20 protein-coding genes and 1 pseudogene are annotated in these 18,614 nt (G+C 62.1%); 4 read left to right on the top strand and 17 right to left on the bottom strand.

Annotated elements, in window-relative coordinates; genetic code table 11:
• The first annotated feature begins 200 nt into the window (after window positions 1-200).
• Window positions 201-932: a response regulator gene (locus tag GNG27_RS01350; protein WP_142487876.1), complete on the top strand. Its 732-nt coding sequence runs from the start codon at window positions 201-203 to the stop codon at window positions 930-932.
• Here GNG27_RS01350 and GNG27_RS01355 read toward each other — a convergent pair.
• From GNG27_RS01355 to GNG27_RS01380, 6 genes are all read right to left on the bottom strand, one after another.
• On the bottom strand, window positions 929-1,939 hold the full coding sequence (locus GNG27_RS01355) for a carbohydrate kinase family protein (RefSeq protein WP_142490046.1): 1,011 nt from the start codon (window positions 1,937-1,939) through the stop codon (window positions 929-931). The genes GNG27_RS01350 and GNG27_RS01355 overlap by 4 nt on opposite strands.
• Window positions 1,939-2,799 (bottom strand): ketose 1,6-bisphosphate aldolase, encoded by an 861-nt coding sequence (locus tag GNG27_RS01360; RefSeq protein WP_156262704.1) that lies wholly within the window; start codon window positions 2,797-2,799, stop codon window positions 1,939-1,941. The genes GNG27_RS01355 and GNG27_RS01360 overlap by 1 nt, the downstream gene beginning before the upstream one ends.
• 10 nt (window positions 2,800-2,809) lie before the next feature.
• Window positions 2,810-3,496: a D-lyxose/D-mannose family sugar isomerase gene (locus GNG27_RS01365; protein WP_156262705.1), complete on the bottom strand. Its 687-nt coding sequence runs from the start codon at window positions 3,494-3,496 to the stop codon at window positions 2,810-2,812.
• An 83-nt stretch (window positions 3,497-3,579) separates the two neighbouring features.
• Entirely contained in the window at window positions 3,580-4,521 is a 942-nt protein-coding gene (locus GNG27_RS01370) for an ABC transporter substrate-binding protein (RefSeq protein WP_156262706.1), read from the bottom strand.
• Between the two features lie 29 nt (window positions 4,522-4,550).
• Entirely contained in the window at window positions 4,551-5,546 is a 996-nt protein-coding gene (locus GNG27_RS01375) for a ribose ABC transporter permease (RefSeq protein WP_156262707.1), read from the bottom strand.
• 2 nt (window positions 5,547-5,548) lie between these two features.
• Window positions 5,549-7,063, bottom strand: coding sequence for a sugar ABC transporter ATP-binding protein (locus GNG27_RS01380; RefSeq protein WP_156262708.1), 1,515 nt, complete (start codon window positions 7,061-7,063; stop codon window positions 5,549-5,551).
• A 130-nt stretch (window positions 7,064-7,193) separates the two neighbouring features.
• Here GNG27_RS01380 and GNG27_RS01385 point away from each other — a divergent pair, with 130 nt between their 5' ends.
• The 3 genes and pseudogenes from GNG27_RS01385 to yjdP all read left to right on the top strand — a co-directional run bounded on the left by GNG27_RS01385 (window position 7,194) and on the right by yjdP (window position 10,420).
• Window positions 7,194-9,500 (top strand): hybrid sensor histidine kinase/response regulator, encoded by a 2,307-nt coding sequence (locus GNG27_RS01385; protein ID WP_156262709.1) that lies wholly within the window; start codon window positions 7,194-7,196, stop codon window positions 9,498-9,500.
• A 107-nt stretch (window positions 9,501-9,607) separates the two neighbouring features.
• Window positions 9,608-9,985 (top strand): annotated as a pseudogene (locus GNG27_RS01390) (GNAT family N-acetyltransferase); the annotation flags it as partial.
• A 108-nt stretch (window positions 9,986-10,093) separates the two neighbouring features.
• A complete protein-coding gene (gene yjdP / locus GNG27_RS01395) occupies window positions 10,094-10,420 on the top strand; it encodes a DDRRRQL repeat protein YjdP (RefSeq protein ID WP_156262710.1) in 327 nt (108 codons plus the stop codon).
• A gap of 106 nt (window positions 10,421-10,526) precedes the next feature.
• On the opposite strand, the gene phnP is transcribed toward yjdP, so the two are convergent.
• The 11 genes from phnP to phnF form a co-directional block, all read right to left on the bottom strand.
• The gene (gene phnP, locus GNG27_RS01400) at window positions 10,527-11,285 is read right to left on the bottom strand and encodes a phosphonate metabolism protein PhnP (RefSeq protein WP_156262711.1); all 759 of its coding nucleotides are present in this window, start codon (window positions 11,283-11,285) and stop codon (window positions 10,527-10,529) included.
• 9 nt (window positions 11,286-11,294) lie between these two features.
• Window positions 11,295-11,729, bottom strand: a complete 435-nt coding sequence (gene phnO / locus GNG27_RS01405) for an aminoalkylphosphonate N-acetyltransferase (protein ID WP_142487885.1) — start codon at window positions 11,727-11,729, stop codon at window positions 11,295-11,297.
• Window positions 11,716-12,273 (bottom strand): ribose 1,5-bisphosphokinase, encoded by a 558-nt coding sequence (phnN, locus tag GNG27_RS01410; protein ID WP_142487886.1) that lies wholly within the window; start codon window positions 12,271-12,273, stop codon window positions 11,716-11,718. Before phnN ends, phnO begins: the two co-directional genes overlap by 14 nt.
• Window positions 12,270-13,406 carry an alpha-D-ribose 1-methylphosphonate 5-triphosphate diphosphatase gene (gene phnM, locus GNG27_RS01415; protein WP_156262712.1) on the bottom strand — a complete coding sequence of 379 codons (1,137 nt, stop codon included), beginning with the start codon at window positions 13,404-13,406 and terminating at the stop codon, window positions 12,270-12,272. The genes phnN and phnM overlap by 4 nt, the downstream gene beginning before the upstream one ends.
• On the bottom strand, window positions 13,403-14,083 hold the full coding sequence (phnL, locus tag GNG27_RS01420; RefSeq protein ID WP_156262713.1) for a phosphonate C-P lyase system protein PhnL: 681 nt from the start codon (window positions 14,081-14,083) through the stop codon (window positions 13,403-13,405). Before phnL ends, phnM begins: the two co-directional genes overlap by 4 nt.
• Window positions 14,084-14,191: 108 nt before the next feature.
• The gene (phnK, locus tag GNG27_RS01425; protein ID WP_156262714.1) at window positions 14,192-14,947 is read right to left on the bottom strand and encodes a phosphonate C-P lyase system protein PhnK; all 756 of its coding nucleotides are present in this window, start codon (window positions 14,945-14,947) and stop codon (window positions 14,192-14,194) included.
• A complete protein-coding gene (gene phnJ / locus GNG27_RS01430; RefSeq protein ID WP_142487890.1) occupies window positions 14,944-15,789 on the bottom strand; it encodes an alpha-D-ribose 1-methylphosphonate 5-phosphate C-P-lyase PhnJ in 846 nt (281 codons plus the stop codon). The genes phnK and phnJ overlap by 4 nt, the downstream gene beginning before the upstream one ends.
• The gene (locus GNG27_RS01435) at window positions 15,782-16,846 is read right to left on the bottom strand and encodes a carbon-phosphorus lyase complex subunit PhnI (protein WP_156262715.1); all 1,065 of its coding nucleotides are present in this window, start codon (window positions 16,844-16,846) and stop codon (window positions 15,782-15,784) included. The genes phnJ and GNG27_RS01435 overlap by 8 nt, the downstream gene beginning before the upstream one ends.
• On the bottom strand, window positions 16,846-17,430 hold the full coding sequence (phnH, locus tag GNG27_RS01440) for a phosphonate C-P lyase system protein PhnH (protein WP_142487892.1): 585 nt from the start codon (window positions 17,428-17,430) through the stop codon (window positions 16,846-16,848). Before phnH ends, GNG27_RS01435 begins: the two co-directional genes overlap by 1 nt.
• A complete protein-coding gene (phnG, locus tag GNG27_RS01445) occupies window positions 17,427-17,879 on the bottom strand; it encodes a phosphonate C-P lyase system protein PhnG (protein ID WP_156262716.1) in 453 nt (150 codons plus the stop codon). Before phnG ends, phnH begins: the two co-directional genes overlap by 4 nt.
• Window positions 17,880-18,605, bottom strand: coding sequence for a phosphonate metabolism transcriptional regulator PhnF (gene phnF / locus GNG27_RS01450; protein ID WP_156262717.1), 726 nt, complete (start codon window positions 18,603-18,605; stop codon window positions 17,880-17,882). It abuts the gene before it with no gap.
• Between the last annotated feature and the right edge of the window lie 9 nt (window positions 18,606-18,614).

Raw genomic sequence — 18,614 nt, forward strand, 5'->3', positions numbered from 1 at the left:
TTTGTTGTGGATTTCCCCTGACTTTACGGGCGAATCCTGGTCAAAACCCTGACGAAAAACAGGCCCGCGTCAAAAATTGCGGCCCTGGTGGCAATGGGGATGTGACGGCGGTTGAAGATCCGTGACGGAAAGGGCGTTTTGGCTGGAGCCTTGCACAGAATGGGCCAGACTGATCTCTATCCCCCTAATGGAATCCAGTGATGAAACCAGCAATTCTGGTGGTCGATGACGACACCGCGGTGTGTGAACTGTTGCAGGATGTGCTTAACGAGCACGTCTTCACCGTCCACCTGTGCCATACCGGTCAGGATGCTCTGCGTCTGGCGCAGCAGGCACCGGATATCGCGCTGGTATTGCTGGATATGATGCTGCCGGATATTAACGGCCTGCAGGTGTTACAGCAGCTGCAAAAGCAGCGCCCCGAATTGCCGGTCATCATGCTCACCGGGCTCGGCAGCGAGTCGGACGTGGTGGTGGGCCTTGAGATGGGGGCGGACGACTACATCGGCAAACCCTTCAATCCCCGGGTGGTGGTGGCGCGCGTCAAAGCCGTGCTGCGCCGCACCGGCGCGCTGGCGGCAGAACCGATCGTTACGCGGGCGGCCGGGATCGGCTTTAACGGCTGGACGCTGGATACCACCCGCTGTGAACTGATTGACCCTCAGCGCGGCGTGGTCGCCCTGACCCAGGGCGAGTACGGTTTGTTGCTGGCGTTGACGCAGAACGCCCGGCGGGTTCTGAGCCGCGAACAGCTGCTGGAGCTGACCCACAGCGAAAGCGCGGAGGTTTTTGATCGCACCATCGACGTGTTGATCATGCGCCTGCGCCGCAAAATCGAAATCAATCCCCATCAGCCGCTGCTGATTAAAACCATCCGCGGGCTGGGCTATGTCTTTGCCGCCGACGTGCTGCATGGCGACAGGGCGGCCTAGGCCAACCGGTTCTCCTGAATAAAAAGCTGTAACTCCTGCAGGGTTTTCGCCCCGTCGATAGCGTTGGCCGCCAGCAGGCTGGCCCGCGCGCAGGCGTGCGCCATCCGGATGCTCTCCGCCAGCGACAGCGATTCGTGGCAGCCATACAAAAATCCGGCGCAGAAAGCATCTCCCGCCCCGACGCTGCCGACGATCTCCTCCCGGGTCAGCCGCCACGAGGGGATCCAGCACCCCTCCCGATCCGGCTCCTGTCCCCAGGCCCCTTCCGGGCAGTGGATCACCACCCGCGACTTAACGCCCGCTGCCAGCAGCTCTGCCGCCGCCGCGGCAATATTGGCGATCGTCGGCGCATCCTGGTCATCGCGCATTGCCAGGCCGCTGAACTCGCCCGCCTCCAGCTCGTTGATCACCAGATAGTCGAGATGGCGCAGGGCAGGGAGCACCAGCGGCTGATAGCGCGGATCGCCCTTGCGCGACACCAGGTCGAGAGAGGTTTGAAACCCCAGCTCGCGCATCTGCGCCAGCAAGCGCGCGCTGCGGGTGCCGTACTCCTCGTCCGGCATATCCAGGCTGTCCAGCAGCAGCAGATAACCCAGATGGAAGATCTTCAGGCTGGAGTCGAGCCGGTCGAAGGCGGGCAGATCCAGCAGCCGGTTGGCCCCCGGGGAGTGGAAAAAGGTGCGCTGGCCGCTGGGGTCGGTCATCACCTGCGACATGGAGGTGGGGGCGAAGGTGGTGCGCTGCACCCGCTGGCGGTTGACGTGATACTGGTCGAGCATGGCGAGAATGTAATCCCCGTCGTGGTCATCCCCCACCAGTCCCACCGCCTGCAGCGGGATCCCGGCGTGCATTTTCGCCACCGTTAACAGCACGTTGAGCGGCGCCCCGCCGGTGGCGCGTTCGCTGTGGACGATCTCCGCCAGCCAGCCGCGCTCCGGCCACTGCACAATCTGGTGGACGTGATCCACCAGCATATTGCCCGCCGCGATAATGCCCCGGCGTTCCATCACGCAAACCCCGCGCTGCCGAAGGTGCGCATCTGCGCGGCGACGGTATCGGTAATGGCCTCTTCGATGCCCAGCAGCAGTTCAGCAAACTCATCGTACAGCGGCTGGCGGTTGGCCATTCGCTGCTCCACCTCCGCCAGCGCCGCCTGGGACATGCCGGTGTAGAAGTTAATCTTGTGGATCCCAAGCTCAATGGCGCGGCGGAAATCGGCGTCGCCGATCCCGGACCCGCCGTGCAGCACCAGCGGCAGGCCGGTTTGCTGGCGGATGGCGTCAAGACGGGCGAAATCGAGCTTCGGCTCGCCCTTATATTTGCCGTGGGCATTACCGATCGCCACCGCCAGGGCGTCGATGCCGGTCTGGTCGACAAATTCCCGCGCAAGCCCAGGATCGGTGAAAAAGGCTTCGTCGGCATGGCCGTACAGGGCACCGCCCTCATCGCCTCCCACCGCGCCGAGTTCCGCCTCCACCGACACGCCCACCGCGTGGCACATCTTCACCACTTCCCGCGTCTGGCGGATGTTCTCCTCGTAGCTCAGGGTGGAACCGTCGAACATCACCGAGCTGAACCCTAAGCGCAGCGCCCGCACCACCGCCTCGAAATGCAGGCCGTGATCGAGATTCAGCACCACCGGAATATCATGCCGGGCGGCTTCGAATTTGACCGCCTCCACCAGTGAGTCGAGGGAGACGTACTTAAAATGCACTTCGGCAATGTTGATGATAAAGGGCGAGTTCTCCTGACGGGCGGCGGCAAACAGCGCCCGCAGGAAGTGGGAGTCGAGGACGTTAAACGCCCCCAGCGCATAACGATGTTCGCGGGCATGGGCCAGCCCGTCGGCGAGAGAGATAAGCGGCATGGTTCACTCCTTACAGGCGAAACAGGCTGTATTCATTGCACAACACCAGCACGGCCGGTTCGTCTTCATCAATGTTGTTATAACGGGCGGTGGGTTGCAGGAAGTGGTTGTCCGTCTCGTCGTCATTCACCGAGGAGACTTCACCCACCAGCACGTCGCCAAAGCCCACCTCACCCCAGAAACTGTGGTACAGGCCGGGCGGCAGGCAGATGCTCTCCCCCGGCGCGAGGCGGATATGGCTGCCCGCCACGTGGGTCTGCTGGCAACCATCGATGGCGACCCTGATATCTCCCTCCTCTTTCTGTTCATGCTCATCGGCGTTCCACAGCTCGACAATGAGGTTGCCGCCGCCGCGGTTGATGATGTCCTCGCGTTTGCGCCAGTGAAAGTGCAAAGGCGTCACCTGGCCCTCAAGCACATGCATGATCTTCTCGGCATAACATTTGTCCCATGGCTTGCCGCCGGGAGAGCCGTTGCGCAGGGCAAAAAGGGTTAAGCCCTGCGCCGCAAAGTTATCGCCGCCGAACGCGGTCACGTCCCAGCCGAGCCGCAGGTCGAACACTTCCTGCCAGGCGTCGCCGTCAAGCTGCTGCCAGCGGGCAGGAGGGAAGCTGGCAAAGGGGGGCAGATGCACATCGTGCATGGAGAAAAACTGTCGCGTGTGGCCGAGGATCTCGTTAATTTCGGAGCGTTTCATGAAAACTCCTCATCCTGACCCTCTCCCCGCAGGGGAGAGGGAACGTGAACATCCTTACCCCTGTGGGGAGAGGCGTACAGTCATTACTTAACCGTCCAGCCCTTATAATTGCCGACGTTGCTCTTATCGATCATCGTCACCGGGATCAGCACCGGCTCTTTCGGCGCCGGTTTGCCCTGCAGAATGTCATAGCCGATCTCCACCGCTTTCGCCGCCATCACCTGCGGGTCCTGCGCCGGGGTAGCAACAAACAGGGAGTTTTCCCGCTTCAGCGCCTCTTCCGCATCCGGTGAGCCATCGACGCCGACGATAAAGAACTCGTTACGTTGTGCCTGTTTTGCCGCCAGATCGGCGCCGATCCCCGTCGGATCGTTGATGGCGAACACGCCGTCGATCTTCGGATTGGCCGCCAGCAGGGAGGTCATCACCTCCAGCCCGCCGTCACGGCTGCCTTTGGCGTTCTGGTTATCCGAAAGGACTTTGATATCCGGATGTTTTTTAAATTCAGCCTTACAGCCTTCCACACGGTTTTGTACCGCAGAGACCGGCGGTCCGTTGATGATGACCACGTTGCCTTTGCCTTTCAGGCGGTCGGTGATCAGCTTACAGGCCATCTCACCGGCCTGGGTGTTGTTGGAGGTGATAGTGGCATCGGCACCCTCTGCCGCCACGTCAACCGCCACCACCACGATCCCGGCGTCTTTCGCGCGCTTCACCGCCGGGCCAATCCCTTTCGAATCGGCGGCGTTAAGAATGATCATATCGACTTTGGCGGCGATAAAGTTATCAATCTGAGAAACCTGCTGGCCGAGATCGTAGCCGCTGGACACCAGCGTCACTTTCACGTTATCCCCCGCCAGCTTGCGCGCTTCCAGCTCCGCCCCTTTGGTGATCTGCACAAAGAACGGGTTGGCCAGATCGCCCACCGTCACGCCGATGGACTTCAGCTCTTTGGCCTGGACAAACGGGCTTGCTGCAAGCAGTGCGCCAGCACAGAGCGCGGTCACTAAGGGCTTCAATTTCATGCTCTATTCCTCGAAGTAAGATGTTGTTGTTATGCACTTTGATGGTGTCGGGTACGGTATTTGTCGATCAGCACCGCAATGATGATCACCGCCCCTTTGATCACCAGTTGCCAGAAATAGGAGACGCCCATCAGCGTCATGCCGTTGTTGAGGGTGGCGATAATCAGCGCCCCCACCAGCGTGCCGGTGATGGTGCCGATCCCGCCGACGAAGCTGGTGCCGCCGAGGATCACCGCCGCGATAGCGTCCAGCTCATAGCCGGTACCGAGGTTGCCGTTGGCGCTGTACAGCCTTGATGCGCTCATTACCCCACCGAGGCCCGAGAGCAGGCCGCTCATGCCGTAGACAAACAGCAGCACCATCCAGACCTTGATGCCCGTTAAGCGCGCGGCCTGCATGTTGCCGCCCACCGCATAGATATGTACCCCGAGGGTGGTGCGGCGCAGGATGAACCAGCAGACAACGATCACCGCCAGGGCAATCACCACCAGCCACGGCACCGGCCCGAGATAGTTATTGCCGATCCATTCAAAGCTGATGCTGGAGTTGATGACCGTAGTGCCGTCCGCAAGCAGGTAGGCCGCGCCGCGCAGTGCCGTGTAGGTGCCGAGGGTGACGATAAAGGGCGGTAACCCGGCAAAGGCCACCAGCGCGCCGTTGAACAGCCCCAGCACCATGCCGAGCATCAGCGCCGCCGGCACCGAGAGCATCGACAGCTCCGGCATCAGCGAGACCACCATCGCCGCCACCGCGGTGGTGCCCAGAATCGAGCCCACCGACAGGTCGATGCCGCCGGTCAAAATAATGAAGGTCATCCCCGCCGCCAGCACGATGTTGATCGACGCCTGACGGGTGATGTTCAGCAGATTACTTTCGGTAAAAAAGTTCGGCGCGATAAAGCCAAATACCGCGACGATCAGGATCAATATCGGCAGGATACCGATGGTTTGCATCAGATCGCCCATCAGCATTTTTTTGGCGGAGGCCGCTTTGGCCACCTGTTGCGGAGTGTTAGGTTGCGTCATGGTTATACCGCCCGATGATGAGAGTCGTTAACGCCGGTCGCCAGCGTCATGATGTTTTCTTGTGAGATATCGGCCCGATGGAGTTCCCCGGCAATGCTCCCTTCGCGCATGACGTACACGCGATCGCTCATGCCGACCACTTCCGGCAGTTCGCTGGAGATCATCAGGATCGCCACCCCTTTACGCGCCATCTGGTTCATGATCCGGTAGATCTCGCTTTTGGCCCCGACGTCCACGCCGCGGGTCGGCTCGTCGAGGATCAGAATGCGCGGGCCAATCGCCACCCAGCGGGAGATGAGCAGCTTTTGCTGGTTGCCGCCGGAGAGTCCGCCCGCCCGCACCTGGGAGTGCGGCACGCGAATATTGAGCAGGGCGATGGCGTCATCGGAGATCGACTGGGCTTTTTTGCGGTTCAGCCAGCCGAAGCTGGCATCGCGTTCCAGCGTCGCCATGGTGATGTTCTCCTGCGCCGCCAGCTCGAGGAACAGCCCCTGCTCCTTGCGGTTCTCGGTTAAAAAGCCGATGCCGTGGTCGATGGCGGCGCGCGGGGAGTGGATCACCACCGGCTCGGCATCCACCTCAATCATCCCGCCGGTGGCCTTGCGCACGCCGAAAATCAGCTGCGCCAGCTCGGAACGCCCGGCACCCACCAGCCCGGCGAGGCCGACGATTTCGCCGGAACGCACCTGCAGGCTGCAGGGCTGCACTTTGCCGCCGTCGGTCAGGTGGTGGACGTTCAGGCGCGGGCTGCCGAGAGGAATATCGCGCTCTTTGTTGAACAGATCGCTCAGGGGTCGCCCAACCATCATTCGCACCAGTTCCGGGGCGTTGAGCTTGTCGCGGGTCAGACTACCGACGTACTGGCCGTCGCGCAGTACGCTGACGCGGTCGGATAACTCATACACTTCCGCCATGCGGTGGCTGATATAGATAATCGCCATCCCTTCGTCGCGCAGACGCAAAATCAGCTCGAACAGGCGGTGGGTTTCGCGCGAGGAGAGGGCGGCGGTGGGTTCATCCATCACCAGGATGCGGCTGTTGCGGTGCAGCGCGCGGGCGATTTCCACCTGCTGCTGCTCGGCGATGGTCAGCTTCATCACCAGATCGGTGGCTTTGAAATTGGCGCCGAGGCGATCGATCACCGCCTGGGCCTGGGCGGCCATCTCTTTGCGCTGTACCAGCCCGCCGCGCGACAGCTCGCTGCCGAGGAAGATGTTCTCGGCCACGGTAAGGTTAGGGGCCAGCTGCATCTCCTGATAGATCAAAGTGATGCCCGCCGCCAGCGCATCTTTTGGGCCTTTGATATGAAACGGCTTGCCGTCGATCAGGATCTCGCCGCCGGTGGCGATGTAGGCCCCGGCGAGGATTTTCATCAGGGTGCTTTTTCCGGCGCCGTTTTCGCCCATTAAGGCATGGATCTCGCCGGGGAAGACCGTCAGATCCACACCCTTCAGCGCGTGGAAGTTGCCAAAGGTTTTGGCAATGCTGCGCATCTCTAAAACCGGGGTTCTGCTCATGGCGGATCTCCTGTGAAGGTCGATATCCGCACTTCATCACACCCCGGTAAATGCAAAATGTCAGAAGTCGTTCATATTTGTCATAGTTATGAATAGTTAATGTGGATCACAGTTACGCCGCGGAGCCAATATGCCCTCACGCCGTCCCCCCTTCTTCGCCAGCGCCCGTGGCCGCCTGCTGATCTTCAATCTGCTGGTGGTGGCGGTAACGTTAATGGTCAGCGGTGTGGCGGTGCTGGGCTTTCGTCATGCCAGCCATATTCAGGAGCAGGTGCAGCGCCAGACCCTGGACGATATGACCGGCAGCATGAACCTGGCGCGTGAAACCGCCAACGTGGCGACGGCGGCGGTGCGGCTGTCGCAGGTGGTGGGGGCGCTGGAGTATAAAGATGAAGCCAACCGGCTGAAACAGACCCAGACGGCGCTGGGCCGCGCGCTGGAGCAGCTTGCCGACGCGCCGCTGGCGCAGCAGGAGCCGGCGCTGGTGGCGCGGATCATCCAGCGCAGCAATGAGCTCCAGCAAAGCGTGACCGGCATGCTGGAGCGCGGGCAGCGACGCCACCTGGAGCGTAACGCGCTGCTCAGCTCCCTCTACCAGAGCCAGAGCTATCTCCGCCATCTGCAGGAGATCAACCGCCGCGATGCCAGCAACCTGCCCGACGCCCGGCTGCTCAGCGAGATGGATCGGCTGATCGTCGCCGCCATTCAAACCCCTTCGCCGCGCGCGACCCTTCAGCAGCTGGATACGGTGACGGCGATGTTGCCCCGCCAGGCCGCGCAGCCGGTGGTGAGCTTCGTCCTGCCTGATTTTAACGCCGAGCTGAACAAGCTCGGCCCGCTCTCCGGGCAGCTGGAAGAGAGCGATCTCGCTATCAGCTGGTATATGTTCCACATCAAGGCGCTGGTGGCGATCTTAAACAGCGATATCAATCAGTATGTGGAGCAGGTGGCCCAGGCCTCGCAGCTGCGCACCGCCGAGAGCCATCGGGAGCTGCGCTCGATCAGCGTCTTTATCACGGTGTCCGCCGTGCTGGCGCTGATCATCACCGCCTTTGCCTGCTGGTATATCTACCGCAATCTGGGCACCAACCTGACCGCCATCTCCCGGGCGATGTCGCGGCTGGCCCACGGGGAACAGGATGTCTCGGTGCCTGCGCTGCAGCGTCGGGATGAGCTGGGCGAGCTGGCGAGGGCGTTTAACGTCTTTGCCCGCAATACCGCGTCGCTGGAGCACACCACCCGACTGCTGAAGGAGAAGACCTCGCAGATGGAGGTGGATCGCCTTGAACGTCAGGGGCTGGAGGAGGCACTGGTGCACAGCCAGAAGATGAAGGCGGTCGGGCAGCTGACGGGCGGGCTGGCCCATGATTTCAATAACCTGCTGGCGGTGATCATCGGCAGCCTGGAGCTGGCCGATCCCCACTCGCCGGATGCCCCACGCATTGGCCGTGCGCTGAAGGCCGCCGAGCGCGGGGCGCTGTTAACCCAGCGCCTGCTGGCCTTCTCCCGTAAGCAGTCCCTGAACCCGCACGCGGTGGAGATGAAGCCCCTGCTGGAAAACCTGGCCGAGCTGATGCGCCACTCTCTGCCCGCCACGGTCGCGCTGGATATCGAAGCGCAAACGCCGGCGTGGCCGGCGTGGATTGACGTGGGCCAGCTGGAGAACGCCATCATCAACCTGGTGATGAACGCCCGCGATGCGATGGAAGGGCACAGCGGCACCATCAAAATCCGCACCTGGAACCAGCGCGTGACCCGCAGCGACGGGCGTAAGCAGGACATGGTGGCGCTGGAGGTGATCGACCACGGCGCCGGGATGTCGCAGGCGATTAAATCTCAGGTCTTTGAACCCTTCTTCACCACCAAACAGACCGGCAGCGGCAGCGGGCTGGGGCTGTCGATGGTGTATGGCTTCGTGCGTCAGTCCGGCGGGCGGGTGGAGATCGAAAGCGCGCCCGGCCAGGGCACCACCGTGCGGCTGCATCTGCCGCGCGCCACCTTACAGGCGCTACCCTCGTCGGAAAACGGGGCAACCCCCGCCTCGCCGCCAGGCGACCGGCTGGTGCTGGTGCTGGACGACCAGACCGACGTCCGGCAGACGCTGTGCGAACAGCTCCACCAGCTGGGCTACCTGACCCTGGAGGCCGAAACCGGCGAGCAGGCGATACAGATGCTGAGCGCCTCTGCGGATATCGAGATTTTTATCAGCGACTTAATGCTGCCCGGCAACCTGAGCGGCGCGGAGGTGATCCAGCATGTGCGCCAGCATTTCCCCCATCTCCCGGTGCTGTTGATGAGCGGCCAGGATCTGCGTCCGGCGCACAACCCACAGCTGCCCGAGGTGGAGCTGCTGCGTAAGCCGTTCACCCGCGGGCAGCTGGCGCAGGCGCTGCGTAAAATCGATACGAATGCGGAGAAAATTCGCCGCAGTGTTTAAGAATTAATCAATCGTTTCCGCGGTATCGGTGGTGCTAATCTGCGCAAAAATAAGCGGATTAGGATATAAAGGGAATTATGCCGGTACTGACGAGAGGGGACTCACATATGATCGTGATGCCTACAACCTATAGCCCGATGACAGTCGCGCGCGCCTTTAAACAGGTGGAAGAGTTTGAACTCTCCGGGCGACTGCTGCATGTTATCTACGATCCACAGACGCCTCGTGCGGCCATTATTGAAGCGGATATCGAAACCTTTGAAGGGGTACCGCGCCATCGTGTGGTGGCGGCGCTGGATTTACAGCGAAAACCCACCCTGGGGAAAGATATTGTTGCTGTTGAACGCTGCTGGGAAGATGCCAATATTATTCAGGTCGAGGGGATTTGTGTCGATCCCGCAGAGCGAGATAAAGGGCTGGCAACTCGGTTGTATGAGGCGTTAATCCTACGATGCGGTATCCCATTAATATGCGTTTTTGACCAATAGTAATAATGGGAGCAACTCTGCCTTCCAGAATTTGAGATTCCTCCGCTACTCGCTCTACCTGCCGTTTATTACCGTAAGGCCAGCTCACCCTGCGAGACTGGCTTTATGAAACGTACCTTTACCGCTCTGTTATTTGGTCTGATCTCTTTAACCAGCCAGCTGGCGCATGCCGACATCGTTGACGATGCGATCGGCAATATCCAGCAGGCCATCAACGACGCCTACAACCCCAACAGCAATAATCGCGATGCCGACGACGATCGCTACGAAGAGAGCCGTCGCAGCAGCGATAGCCGCCAGTATGACGATCGTCGCAGGCAGCTGGAGGACAGACGCCAGCGTCTAGATGAGCGCCAGCGCCAGCTGGACGAAGATCGACGTCGCCTTGAAGATGACGAGCGGCGGTTAGAGGATGATTACGATCGGCGGTAAGGGCCTACAAAACCGTAGGCCGGGTAAGGCGCAGCCGCCACCCGGCAGTAACGTGCGGCCTGATGCCTCACCCCGGCCCTCTCCCACAGGGAGAGGGAGAAAATCGTTAATCCAGCACCAGCACCATCCCGTCATACCCCGCCTCGAACCCTTCCGGCAGCGGGTTGTCCATCATCCACACGTCAAACTGATGGCTGATGTGGGTCAGGATCACCTGCGGACAGCCAATCACCTGATTCAGGGCAATCACCGTATTCAGATCGCAATGGTTGCGCGGGGTCTCCGCGCGCGGCTCGTGGCTACAGTCAATCACCATCGCCTGCGGGTGGTTGTTGAGTAAAAACTTCACCGTTTTGTCCGGCAGCCCGGCGGTGTCCGACAGCCAGGCGACGCGGCTGTGGGCGCTCTCCAGCAGATAGCCAAACGTCAGCTTCGAATGGTTGAGCGGCAGCGGGGTCACGCGTAACCCCTGGAGTTCAAACACCACAAAGGGCTCAAGCGTGTGGCTAAAGTCGAGAATGCCGGGGTGCTTAAACAGATCGTCGCAGCCGGCTTCGTCCGGCGGGCCGTATACCGGGATGGTCGCCCCCACGCCCCAGCGCAGCGGGAACAGCCCCTGGACATGATCCATATGGTAGTGGGTGAGTAAAAACTGCTGAAAACTGCCTGCGGGCCAGTCGTCCATCAGGTGCGGGATCCCCGCGTCCAGCAGCGTTACCGCGTCGTTGAATTTGACCACCGCGCTACAGGGGCGACGGCGATAGTCGTCCTGCAAACGCGCCCGGCGGCAGGCCGGACAGTCACAGCCAAAAGCGGGCACCAGCTGGGCGCCACCGGTTCCTGTTAACGTAATGGTCAGACTCATAGCGCCCCCTTACAGCGGTTTGGTAAAGCGGAAATGGCTCTGTGTGTACCCTTCACGAAGATAAAAGCGGTGCGCGTCGAGGCGCTTTACGCTGGTGGAAAGCTCGGTCATCTCAGCCCCGGCGTGACGGGCCTCTTCTTCTGCCCAGGCCAGCAGCTGGCTGCCAACCCTGAGCCCGCGCGCCTGCGGCATCACCACCAGCTCCTGGATCTCGCCGATCCAGTTGGCATGATGCAGATGAAACTGCATATGCAGGCCGATCATGCCGATGATGTGTCCATCCTGTTCGGCCAGCTGGTAGCGCATATTGTGATCCTGCAAATTGGCCGCGAACCCGGCATGGAACGCTGACCGGTCAAGCTCCGCCTGTTTTAATTCACAAATAAGGCCATAGACGGCGTCGACGTCCTCCGCGGTGGCGGGACGCAACTCACACTCGGGCATGGTTGTTCTCCTTCTGGTGAATCAGTGAAAGAAAGTGTTCGACGGACTGGAGCAAGCTTCCGTCGTTATTCAGGACAGGACAATCGGACGGGGTATAGCGGGCGGCACGCTCAAGCCGCTGGTCGATCTCTCTGGCGTTCTCCCGACCGCGGCTTTGCAGCCGGCTGCGCAGAATATCTGGCGATACCTGCAGGCAGATCGGCAGCAGCGCCCCCGCATAGCGCGCCCGCGCCTGGGGAAGATGGGCACGCGAGCCGTTCACTACCACGTCGAATCCGGCATGCAGCCAGAGGTCGATCTCCAGACCCACCCCATAATAATAGCCGTTAGCGTGCCAGCTCAGGGCAAACAGTTGCTGCCCGGCGCGGGTAAAAAACTCCGGCTCGCTGAGGGCGATGTGGTTTTCGCTCCCCGCACTGGCCGGGCGGGTGATGTAGCGGTGCGCCACCAGCAGCTGCGGGTGGGTCTGCTGGCGCAACGCCGCCAGCAGGCTGTCCTTTCCGGAGCCGGACGGCCCCATTAACCAGATCACTCTTCCCATCAGAACACCCTTTTTCCCTGACGCCAGACGTGGTCGATATGAATATGCTCGCCTTTACGGTGCGCCAGCACCAGGTCGGCCCGCTTACCTTCGCCAATCACCCCGCGATCGTGCAGATTTAGCGCCTGCGCCGGATTCTTCGTCACCAGACGGATCGCCTGCGGCAGAGTAAAGCCGTTGCCCGTATCGTCGGCCACCCGGAACGCCGCATCCAGCAGGCTGGCGGGGTAATAATCGGAGGAGAGAATATCCAGCAGGCCGAGCGAGGCCAGCGAGCTTGCCGCCACGTTGCCGGAGTGCGATCCGCCGCGCACGATGTTCGGCGCACCCATCAGGACGTTCATCCCGTACTGGCGGGAGGCTTCTGCCGCCTCGAACGTGGTGGGAAATTCGGCAATTGTGCTGCCAAGCTGATGGGATTCAAGTACATGATCCGCGGTGGCGTCGTCGTGGCTCGCCAGTGCGATATTGCGCTCCCGGCACAGAGCGGCAATAGCCTGGCGATTGGGCTGCGACCAGCGGGCGGCCAGGGCCAGCTGCTCCTCTTCGTAGCGCGCCATCTGCTGGTCGTTGAGAGAGTATTTGCCCTGATAATATTCACGGTACTTTTCGATGTTGGCGAACTGGCGCTGGCCCGGGGAGTGATCCATCAGCGACACCAGGGTCACCGGTTCGCGGCCGACCAGCTTCTCGAACAGCGGCAGGGTGGTGTGGTGGGGCAGCTCGCAGCGCAGGTGCAGGCGGTGCTCGGCGCGGTTGAGGCCGCGCTTCTGCGTCTCCTCCACGGCGTTGATCATCTTCTCCAGATTCTCCAGCCGGTCGCCGCCGTCGCGCACGTCACCGATCGCCACCGCGTCCAGCACGGTGGTGATGCCGCTGGCGACCATCATTCCGTCGTGGCTGCTCATCGCCGAATGGGCGGGCCAGTCTACCTTTGGCCGCGGGGTGAAGAACTTGTCCATGTTGTCGGTGTGCAACTCAATCAGCCCCGGCAGCAGCCAGCCGCCTTCGCCGTCCATCGCCTGCGGCGAGCGGCTCGGGGTTTCAGCAAAGGCGCGAATGACGCCGTCCTGAACCTCGATGGAGCCGTCGACAACCTCGTTTTCCAGCACCAGTTTTACGTTGTTTACGATCATGCGGTGATCCCCATCGGGTGCAGACGATCCGCTACGCGATCCCGCACCGCGTCGTCGTGGAAGATCCCGACGATCGCCGCGCCGCGCGCTTTGGCTTCTTCGATCAGTTCCATGACTGCGGCGCTGTTTTTCGCATCCAGCGAGGCGGTCGGTTCATCGAGCAGTAAAATCGGGTAATCGACGATAAAGCCGCGGGCGATGTTGACCCGCTGCTGCTCCCCGCCGGAGAAGGTGGAGGGAGCGAGATGCCACAGGCGCTCCGGCACGTTGAGGCGCGTCAGCAGGCGGGCGGCTTTGGCGGCGCAGGTATCGCGCGGCACGCCGAGATCCAGCAGGGGCTGCATCACCACCTCCAGCGCCGGGACGCGGGGGATGACCCGTAAAAACTGGCTGACCCAGCCGATGGTGGTGCGGCGCACGTCCCGCACCTTGCGCGCCGGGGCCTGCACCAGATCCACCCATTCGTCGCCGTGACGGATATGGATATGGCCTTCGTCCGGCAGGTAGTTGGCGTACAGGGATCGCAGCAGGGTCGATTTGCCGCTGCCGGAGTGACCGTGCAGCACCACGCACTCGCCGCTGCTGACCTCCAGAGAGGCATTTTGCAGTACCGGCAGGCGCACGCCGTTTTGCTGGTGGAGCACGAAGGTTTTACTTACGTTTTGTACGTGGATCATCTTGGCCTCGTGGCGTTTTCTTGCCGGGTGGCGCTTCGCTTACCCGGCCTACAAAGAGCGCGGTCCGTAGGCCGGGTAAGGCGAAGCCGCCACCCGGCAACAGCAACCTCAATTCTGCAACACGGACGACACCAGCAGCTGGGTGTACGGATGATGCGGATCGTCGAGGACCCGGTCGGTCAGCCCACTTTCCACCACCTCGCCGCTCTTCATCACCAGCAGACGGTCCGCCAGCAGACGGGCAACGCCTAAATCGTGGGTGACAATCACCACCGCCAGGTTCAGCTCCACCACCAGGCCGCGGAGCAGATCCAGCAGGCGCGCCTGAACAGAGACGTCCAGCCCACCGGTGGGTTCATCCATAAACACCAGCTTCGGATGGGTGACCAGGTTGCGGGCAATCTGTAAACGCTGCTGCATCCCGCCGGAAAACGTTGTTGGCAGGTCGTCGATGCGCGACGCCGGGATCTCTACCTCTTCCAGCCACTTCTGCGCCGTGGCGCGGATGTCGCCGTAATGGCGTGCACCGGTGGCCATCAGCCGCTCACCGATGTTGCCCCCCGCCGACACCTGGCGGCGCAGGCCGTCCATCGGGTGCTGATGCACCACGCCCCACTCGGTGCGCAGCAGGCGGCGGCGTTCGGCCTCGCTTATGCCGTACAGGGAGTGGTCTTCATACAGAATCTCGCCATTTTGCGGGGCCAGACGGGCAGAGATCGCCTTCAGCAGGGTGGTTTTACCGGAGCCGGACTCGCCGACAATGCCCAGCACTTCACCCGGCCAGAGGTCGAACGACACGTCGCTGAAGCCTTTGCCCGGCGCATAGAGGTGGGTCAGGTTATTGACCGAAAGCAGCGGTTTCATTGGCTGTTGGCCTCGCTCTGTTGGCGGCAGTAATCGGTATCGGAGCAGACAAACATCCGGTTGCCCGTGTCATCCAGCACCACTTCATCGAGATAGCTGTGTTTCGATCCGCAGATGGCGCACGGCTCGTCCCACTCCTGCACCGTAAACGGATGGTCGTCGAAATCGAGACTCTCCACGCGGGTGTACGGCGGCACGGCGTAAATGCGTTTTTCGCGCCCGGCCCCGAACAGCTGCAACGCGGGCATCATGTCCATCTTCGGGTTATCGAATTTCGGGATCGGCGACGGGTCCATCACGTAGCGCCCGTTGACCTTCACCGGGTAGGCGTAGGTGGTGGCGATATGGCCAAAGCGGGCGATGTCTTCATAGAGTTTCACCTGCATCACGCCGTACTCTTCCAGCGCGTGCATGGTGCGGGTTTCGGTTTCGCGGGGTTCGATAAAGCGCAGTGGCTCGGGGATCGGTACCTGGAAAATCAAAATCTGGTCTTCAACGAGCGGGGTTTCCGGGATGCGGTGGCGGGTCTGGATCAGCGTGGCGTCTTCGGTGCGCTCGGTGGTATTCACCCCGGTGACGCGCTGGAAGAACTGGCGGATCGACACGGCGTTGGTGGTATCGTCAGCGCCCTGGTCAATCACCTTCAGGACGTCGGCTTCGCCAATCACGCTGGCGGTGATCTGGATCCCCCCGGTGCCCCAGCCGTAAGGCATCGGCATCTCACGACCGCCGAACGGCACCTGATAGCCGGGGATCGCCACCGCTTTTAAAATGGCGCGGCGGATCATGCGTTTAGTTTGCTCATCCAGATAAGCAAAGTTATAGCCGCTGAGGTTAGCCATTCTTGCGCTCCTGTTGCAGGCGTTTCAGCAGTTCCAGCTCGGCCTGGAAATCGACGTAGTGCGGCAGCTTGAGGTGCGAGACAAATCCGGCAGCCTCGACGTTATCCGCGTGGGCCAGCACAAACTCCTCGTCCTGCGCCGGGCCGGCGAGGTTCTCGCCGTAGTCCGGGGCCTGTAGCGCCCGGTCGACCAGCGCCATCGCCATCGCCTTGCGTTCACCCATGCCGAACACCAGCCCGTAGCCGCGGGTGAAGTGCGGGGCGTCGTTGTCCGGGGTGACAAAGCCGTTAACCATTTCGCACTCGGTCATCAGCAGTTCACCGACGTTCACTGCGAAACCCAGCTCTTCCGGCACGATTTCAACGTCGATATAGCCGCTGCGAATTTCGCCGGCAAAGGGGTGGTTACGCCCGTAGCCGCGCTGGGTGGAGTAGGCCAGCGCCAGCAGGTAGCCCTCGTCGCCGCGCATCAGCTGCTGCAGGCGCGAGGCGCGGGAGCAGGGGTAGACCGGCGGGGTGCGGGTGATGTCGTCCGGCTCATCGCCGCGATCCTCTTCCGCCTTCGCCAGCCCCTGGTGTGCCAGCAGGCTGAAGACGTGCGGGGCGGCATCCTGCGGGGCGTCTGAGGTGGTCAGGCGAGGGGCCTCGCCGTTCGCCAGCAGGGTAAAATCGAGCAGGCGGTGGGTGTAGTCGTAGGTCGGGCCGAGCAGCTGACCACCCGGGATATCTTTATAAACGGCAGAAATTCGGCGCTCAAGGCGCATCTCTGCGCTATTAATCGGCTCGCTCACCGCCAGCTTCGCCAGGGTGGTGCGGTAGGCGCGCAGCAGGAAGATGGCCTCGACGTTATCGCCGCTGGCCTGCTTCAGCGCCAGCGCTGCCAGCTCGCGGTCGGCAATGCCGCCTTCGGTCATCACCCGGTCCACGGCCAGGTTGAGCTGCTGTTCGATCTGGGCGACGCTCAGCTCCGGGAGCTGCTCATCGCCCCGGCGTCTGTGCTCCTGCAGGGCATGGGCGGCGGCGATCGCCTTTTCGCCCCCTTTGACGGCAACGTACATCAGCACACCTCCACGTGGGTGGTTCGCGGGATCGCCAGCAGGCGTTCGCCGCAGGTCAGGAGCAGGTCGATCCCCAGCGGGAACGGGTGCGGGCGCTCGGTCAGTTCATGAATAATGCACTCCGGCAGCTGCGGGGCGACCATGCGTTCCTCGGCAATTCCGGCTCCGGTCAGGCGCAGCATGCGCCCGCCGCTCAGGCTCGGCACCTGCAAAATCAGGGTGGCGCTGGTCTCCGGCGCGACGGCGCTGCCTTCGCTCAGGGCGTTGAGCTGCTCGTGGCTAATCTGCTCGTCGGCAACGGCGAACACCGCCAGCTGGGGCTGATCCACCAGCGGGGCGCTGGTATGAAAACGCAGGTTAGAGCTGACGATATCGTTACTCACCGCGCCCGACAGCCAGACCGGAGTGTCATTATCGGCCAGGGTCAGCAGCACGCTGGTGGTGGCGAGGTTCAGCGGCTGCCAGCCGTGTTTAAGCTGATGCAGGGAGACGATCACCCCCGGTTCGCTCATCGCTTTTAGCAGACGGCGAAAACTGTGTTGGGCATCCTGCACGGCAAGGGTAAAAGCGGGTTGAAGGGTCATGCGTTGTCTCCGCGAACGAGCGTAAAGAAGTCGACCCGGCTGGTGTTCACCTCGGCCTGACGCGCGGCAAGGCGTGCGGCGCGGTCGGCTTCCAGCGGGGCAATAAGGGTTTCCATTAAGGACTGAAAATGCGGCGCTTCCTGCAGCAGGGCGTCGATCACCGCGCACTGCTCGGCATGCGCTTTGTTGCGCCCGAGCAGGTAGCTGTAGCCGAGCGTGCCGCTGGCAAGGCGCACCACGGCGCGGGTCAGGGTGGCATCACCGGCAAAGTAGCGTGCCCCGGTGCCGCCCATCCGCGCCTGGATCTGCACCAGCCCGGTTTCCGGGGCGCGGATCGGTTCATAAGCGGGCGTCAGGCTCAGGGCCGACATCCGCTCGGCAAGCGCCGCAGGCTGGCTGTGGGCGAGAACGGCCATCCAGTGCTGGCGGGTGGAGGTATCGAAATGCATTCAGTGCTCCATGGTGAATTCAATCATGTCGGCGCGGGTCAGGCTGACGGAGTACTCCGTCGCGTTGATCTCGCCGTCACGGTGGTTAAGGGTGCGCACGCAGAGCAGGGGCGCCATGTTGGGAATCTCCAGCACCTTGCTCTCTTTGGCCTGCGCGCGGCGGGCGCTGATGCGGGTCTGGGTGCGCCTGAGCGCAATCCCGGTGGCTTCGAACAGGAAGTCGTGCAGCGAGCCGCTGGCGAAGTTCTGCAGCACCGGCCAGAGAGTCAGGTCAGCGAAGTAGTGGTCGATCTGACACACCGCCACGCCGTTGACCCGGCGCAGGGTGCGCAGGTGGACGACGTTATCGCCCTCCGAAATCCCCAGCGCGTCTGCCACGTGGCTGGAGGCCGGACGCAGCACCGAGAGCAGTTTTTCGCTGGTGGGGTGGCTGCCCTGATCCAGCAGGTTCTGGCTGAAGCGCGCCTGAGCGTTGAGGGGGTAGTCGAACGGGCGCATCAGCACCAGCACGCCGACGCCCTGACGACGCTGTACCCATCCGCGTTCAACCAGCTGGTCAATGGCGCGGCGCAGGGTATGGCGGTTCACTTCATAGCGATCCGCAAGCTGCTGTTCAGCAGGCAGATAATCCCCGCAGCGGTAGTGGGTGCGCAGCTCCACTTCAAGCTTCGCGGCAATCTCTTGCCAGCGTGTCGGGTAACTGGTCGGATGTCTGGATAAGTGCATACAAATCAA

It is taken from the genome of Leclercia sp. 119287, assembly GCF_009734485.1.
Classification (GTDB): Bacteria; Pseudomonadota; Gammaproteobacteria; order Enterobacterales; family Enterobacteriaceae; genus Enterobacter; species Enterobacter adecarboxylatus_C.

What these genes read in the sequence shown, in the direction of transcription:
- GNG27_RS01435 (WP_156262715.1), bottom strand. Translation starts at nt 16,846, where the DNA reads ATGTACGTTGCCGTCAAAGGGGGCGAAAAGGCGATCGCCGCCGCCCAT.
- GNG27_RS01360 (WP_156262704.1), bottom strand. Translation starts at nt 2,799, where the DNA reads ATGCCGCTTATCTCTCTCGCCGACGGGCTGGCCCATGCCCGCGAACAT.
- GNG27_RS01355 (WP_142490046.1), bottom strand. Translation starts at nt 1,939, where the DNA reads ATGGAACGCCGGGGCATTATCGCGGCGGGCAATATGCTGGTGGATCAC.
- GNG27_RS01385 (WP_156262709.1), top strand. Translation starts at nt 7,194, where the DNA reads ATGCCCTCACGCCGTCCCCCCTTCTTCGCCAGCGCCCGTGGCCGCCTG.
- GNG27_RS01380 (WP_156262708.1), bottom strand. Translation starts at nt 7,063, where the DNA reads ATGAGCAGAACCCCGGTTTTAGAGATGCGCAGCATTGCCAAAACCTTT.
- phnJ (WP_142487890.1), bottom strand. Translation starts at nt 15,789, where the DNA reads ATGGCTAACCTCAGCGGCTATAACTTTGCTTATCTGGATGAGCAAACT.
- GNG27_RS01365 (WP_156262705.1), bottom strand. Translation starts at nt 3,496, where the DNA reads ATGAAACGCTCCGAAATTAACGAGATCCTCGGCCACACGCGACAGTTT.
- phnP (WP_156262711.1), bottom strand. Translation starts at nt 11,285, where the DNA reads ATGAGTCTGACCATTACGTTAACAGGAACCGGTGGCGCCCAGCTGGTG.
- phnK (WP_156262714.1), bottom strand. Translation starts at nt 14,947, where the DNA reads ATGAAACCGCTGCTTTCGGTCAATAACCTGACCCACCTCTATGCGCCG.
- yjdP (WP_156262710.1), top strand. Translation starts at nt 10,094, where the DNA reads ATGAAACGTACCTTTACCGCTCTGTTATTTGGTCTGATCTCTTTAACC.
- phnM (WP_156262712.1), bottom strand. Translation starts at nt 13,406, where the DNA reads ATGATCGTAAACAACGTAAAACTGGTGCTGGAAAACGAGGTTGTCGAC.
- GNG27_RS01375 (WP_156262707.1), bottom strand. Translation starts at nt 5,546, where the DNA reads ATGACGCAACCTAACACTCCGCAACAGGTGGCCAAAGCGGCCTCCGCC.
- phnG (WP_156262716.1), bottom strand. Translation starts at nt 17,879, where the DNA reads ATGCATTTCGATACCTCCACCCGCCAGCACTGGATGGCCGTTCTCGCC.
- phnF (WP_156262717.1), bottom strand. Translation starts at nt 18,605, where the DNA reads ATGCACTTATCCAGACATCCGACCAGTTACCCGACACGCTGGCAAGAG.
- GNG27_RS01370 (WP_156262706.1), bottom strand. Translation starts at nt 4,521, where the DNA reads ATGAAATTGAAGCCCTTAGTGACCGCGCTCTGTGCTGGCGCACTGCTT.
- phnO (WP_142487885.1), bottom strand. Translation starts at nt 11,729, where the DNA reads ATGCCCGAGTGTGAGTTGCGTCCCGCCACCGCGGAGGACGTCGACGCC.
- GNG27_RS01350 (WP_142487876.1), top strand. Translation starts at nt 201, where the DNA reads ATGAAACCAGCAATTCTGGTGGTCGATGACGACACCGCGGTGTGTGAA.
- phnL (WP_156262713.1), bottom strand. Translation starts at nt 14,083, where the DNA reads ATGATCCACGTACAAAACGTAAGTAAAACCTTCGTGCTCCACCAGCAA.
- phnH (WP_142487892.1), bottom strand. Translation starts at nt 17,430, where the DNA reads ATGACCCTTCAACCCGCTTTTACCCTTGCCGTGCAGGATGCCCAACAC.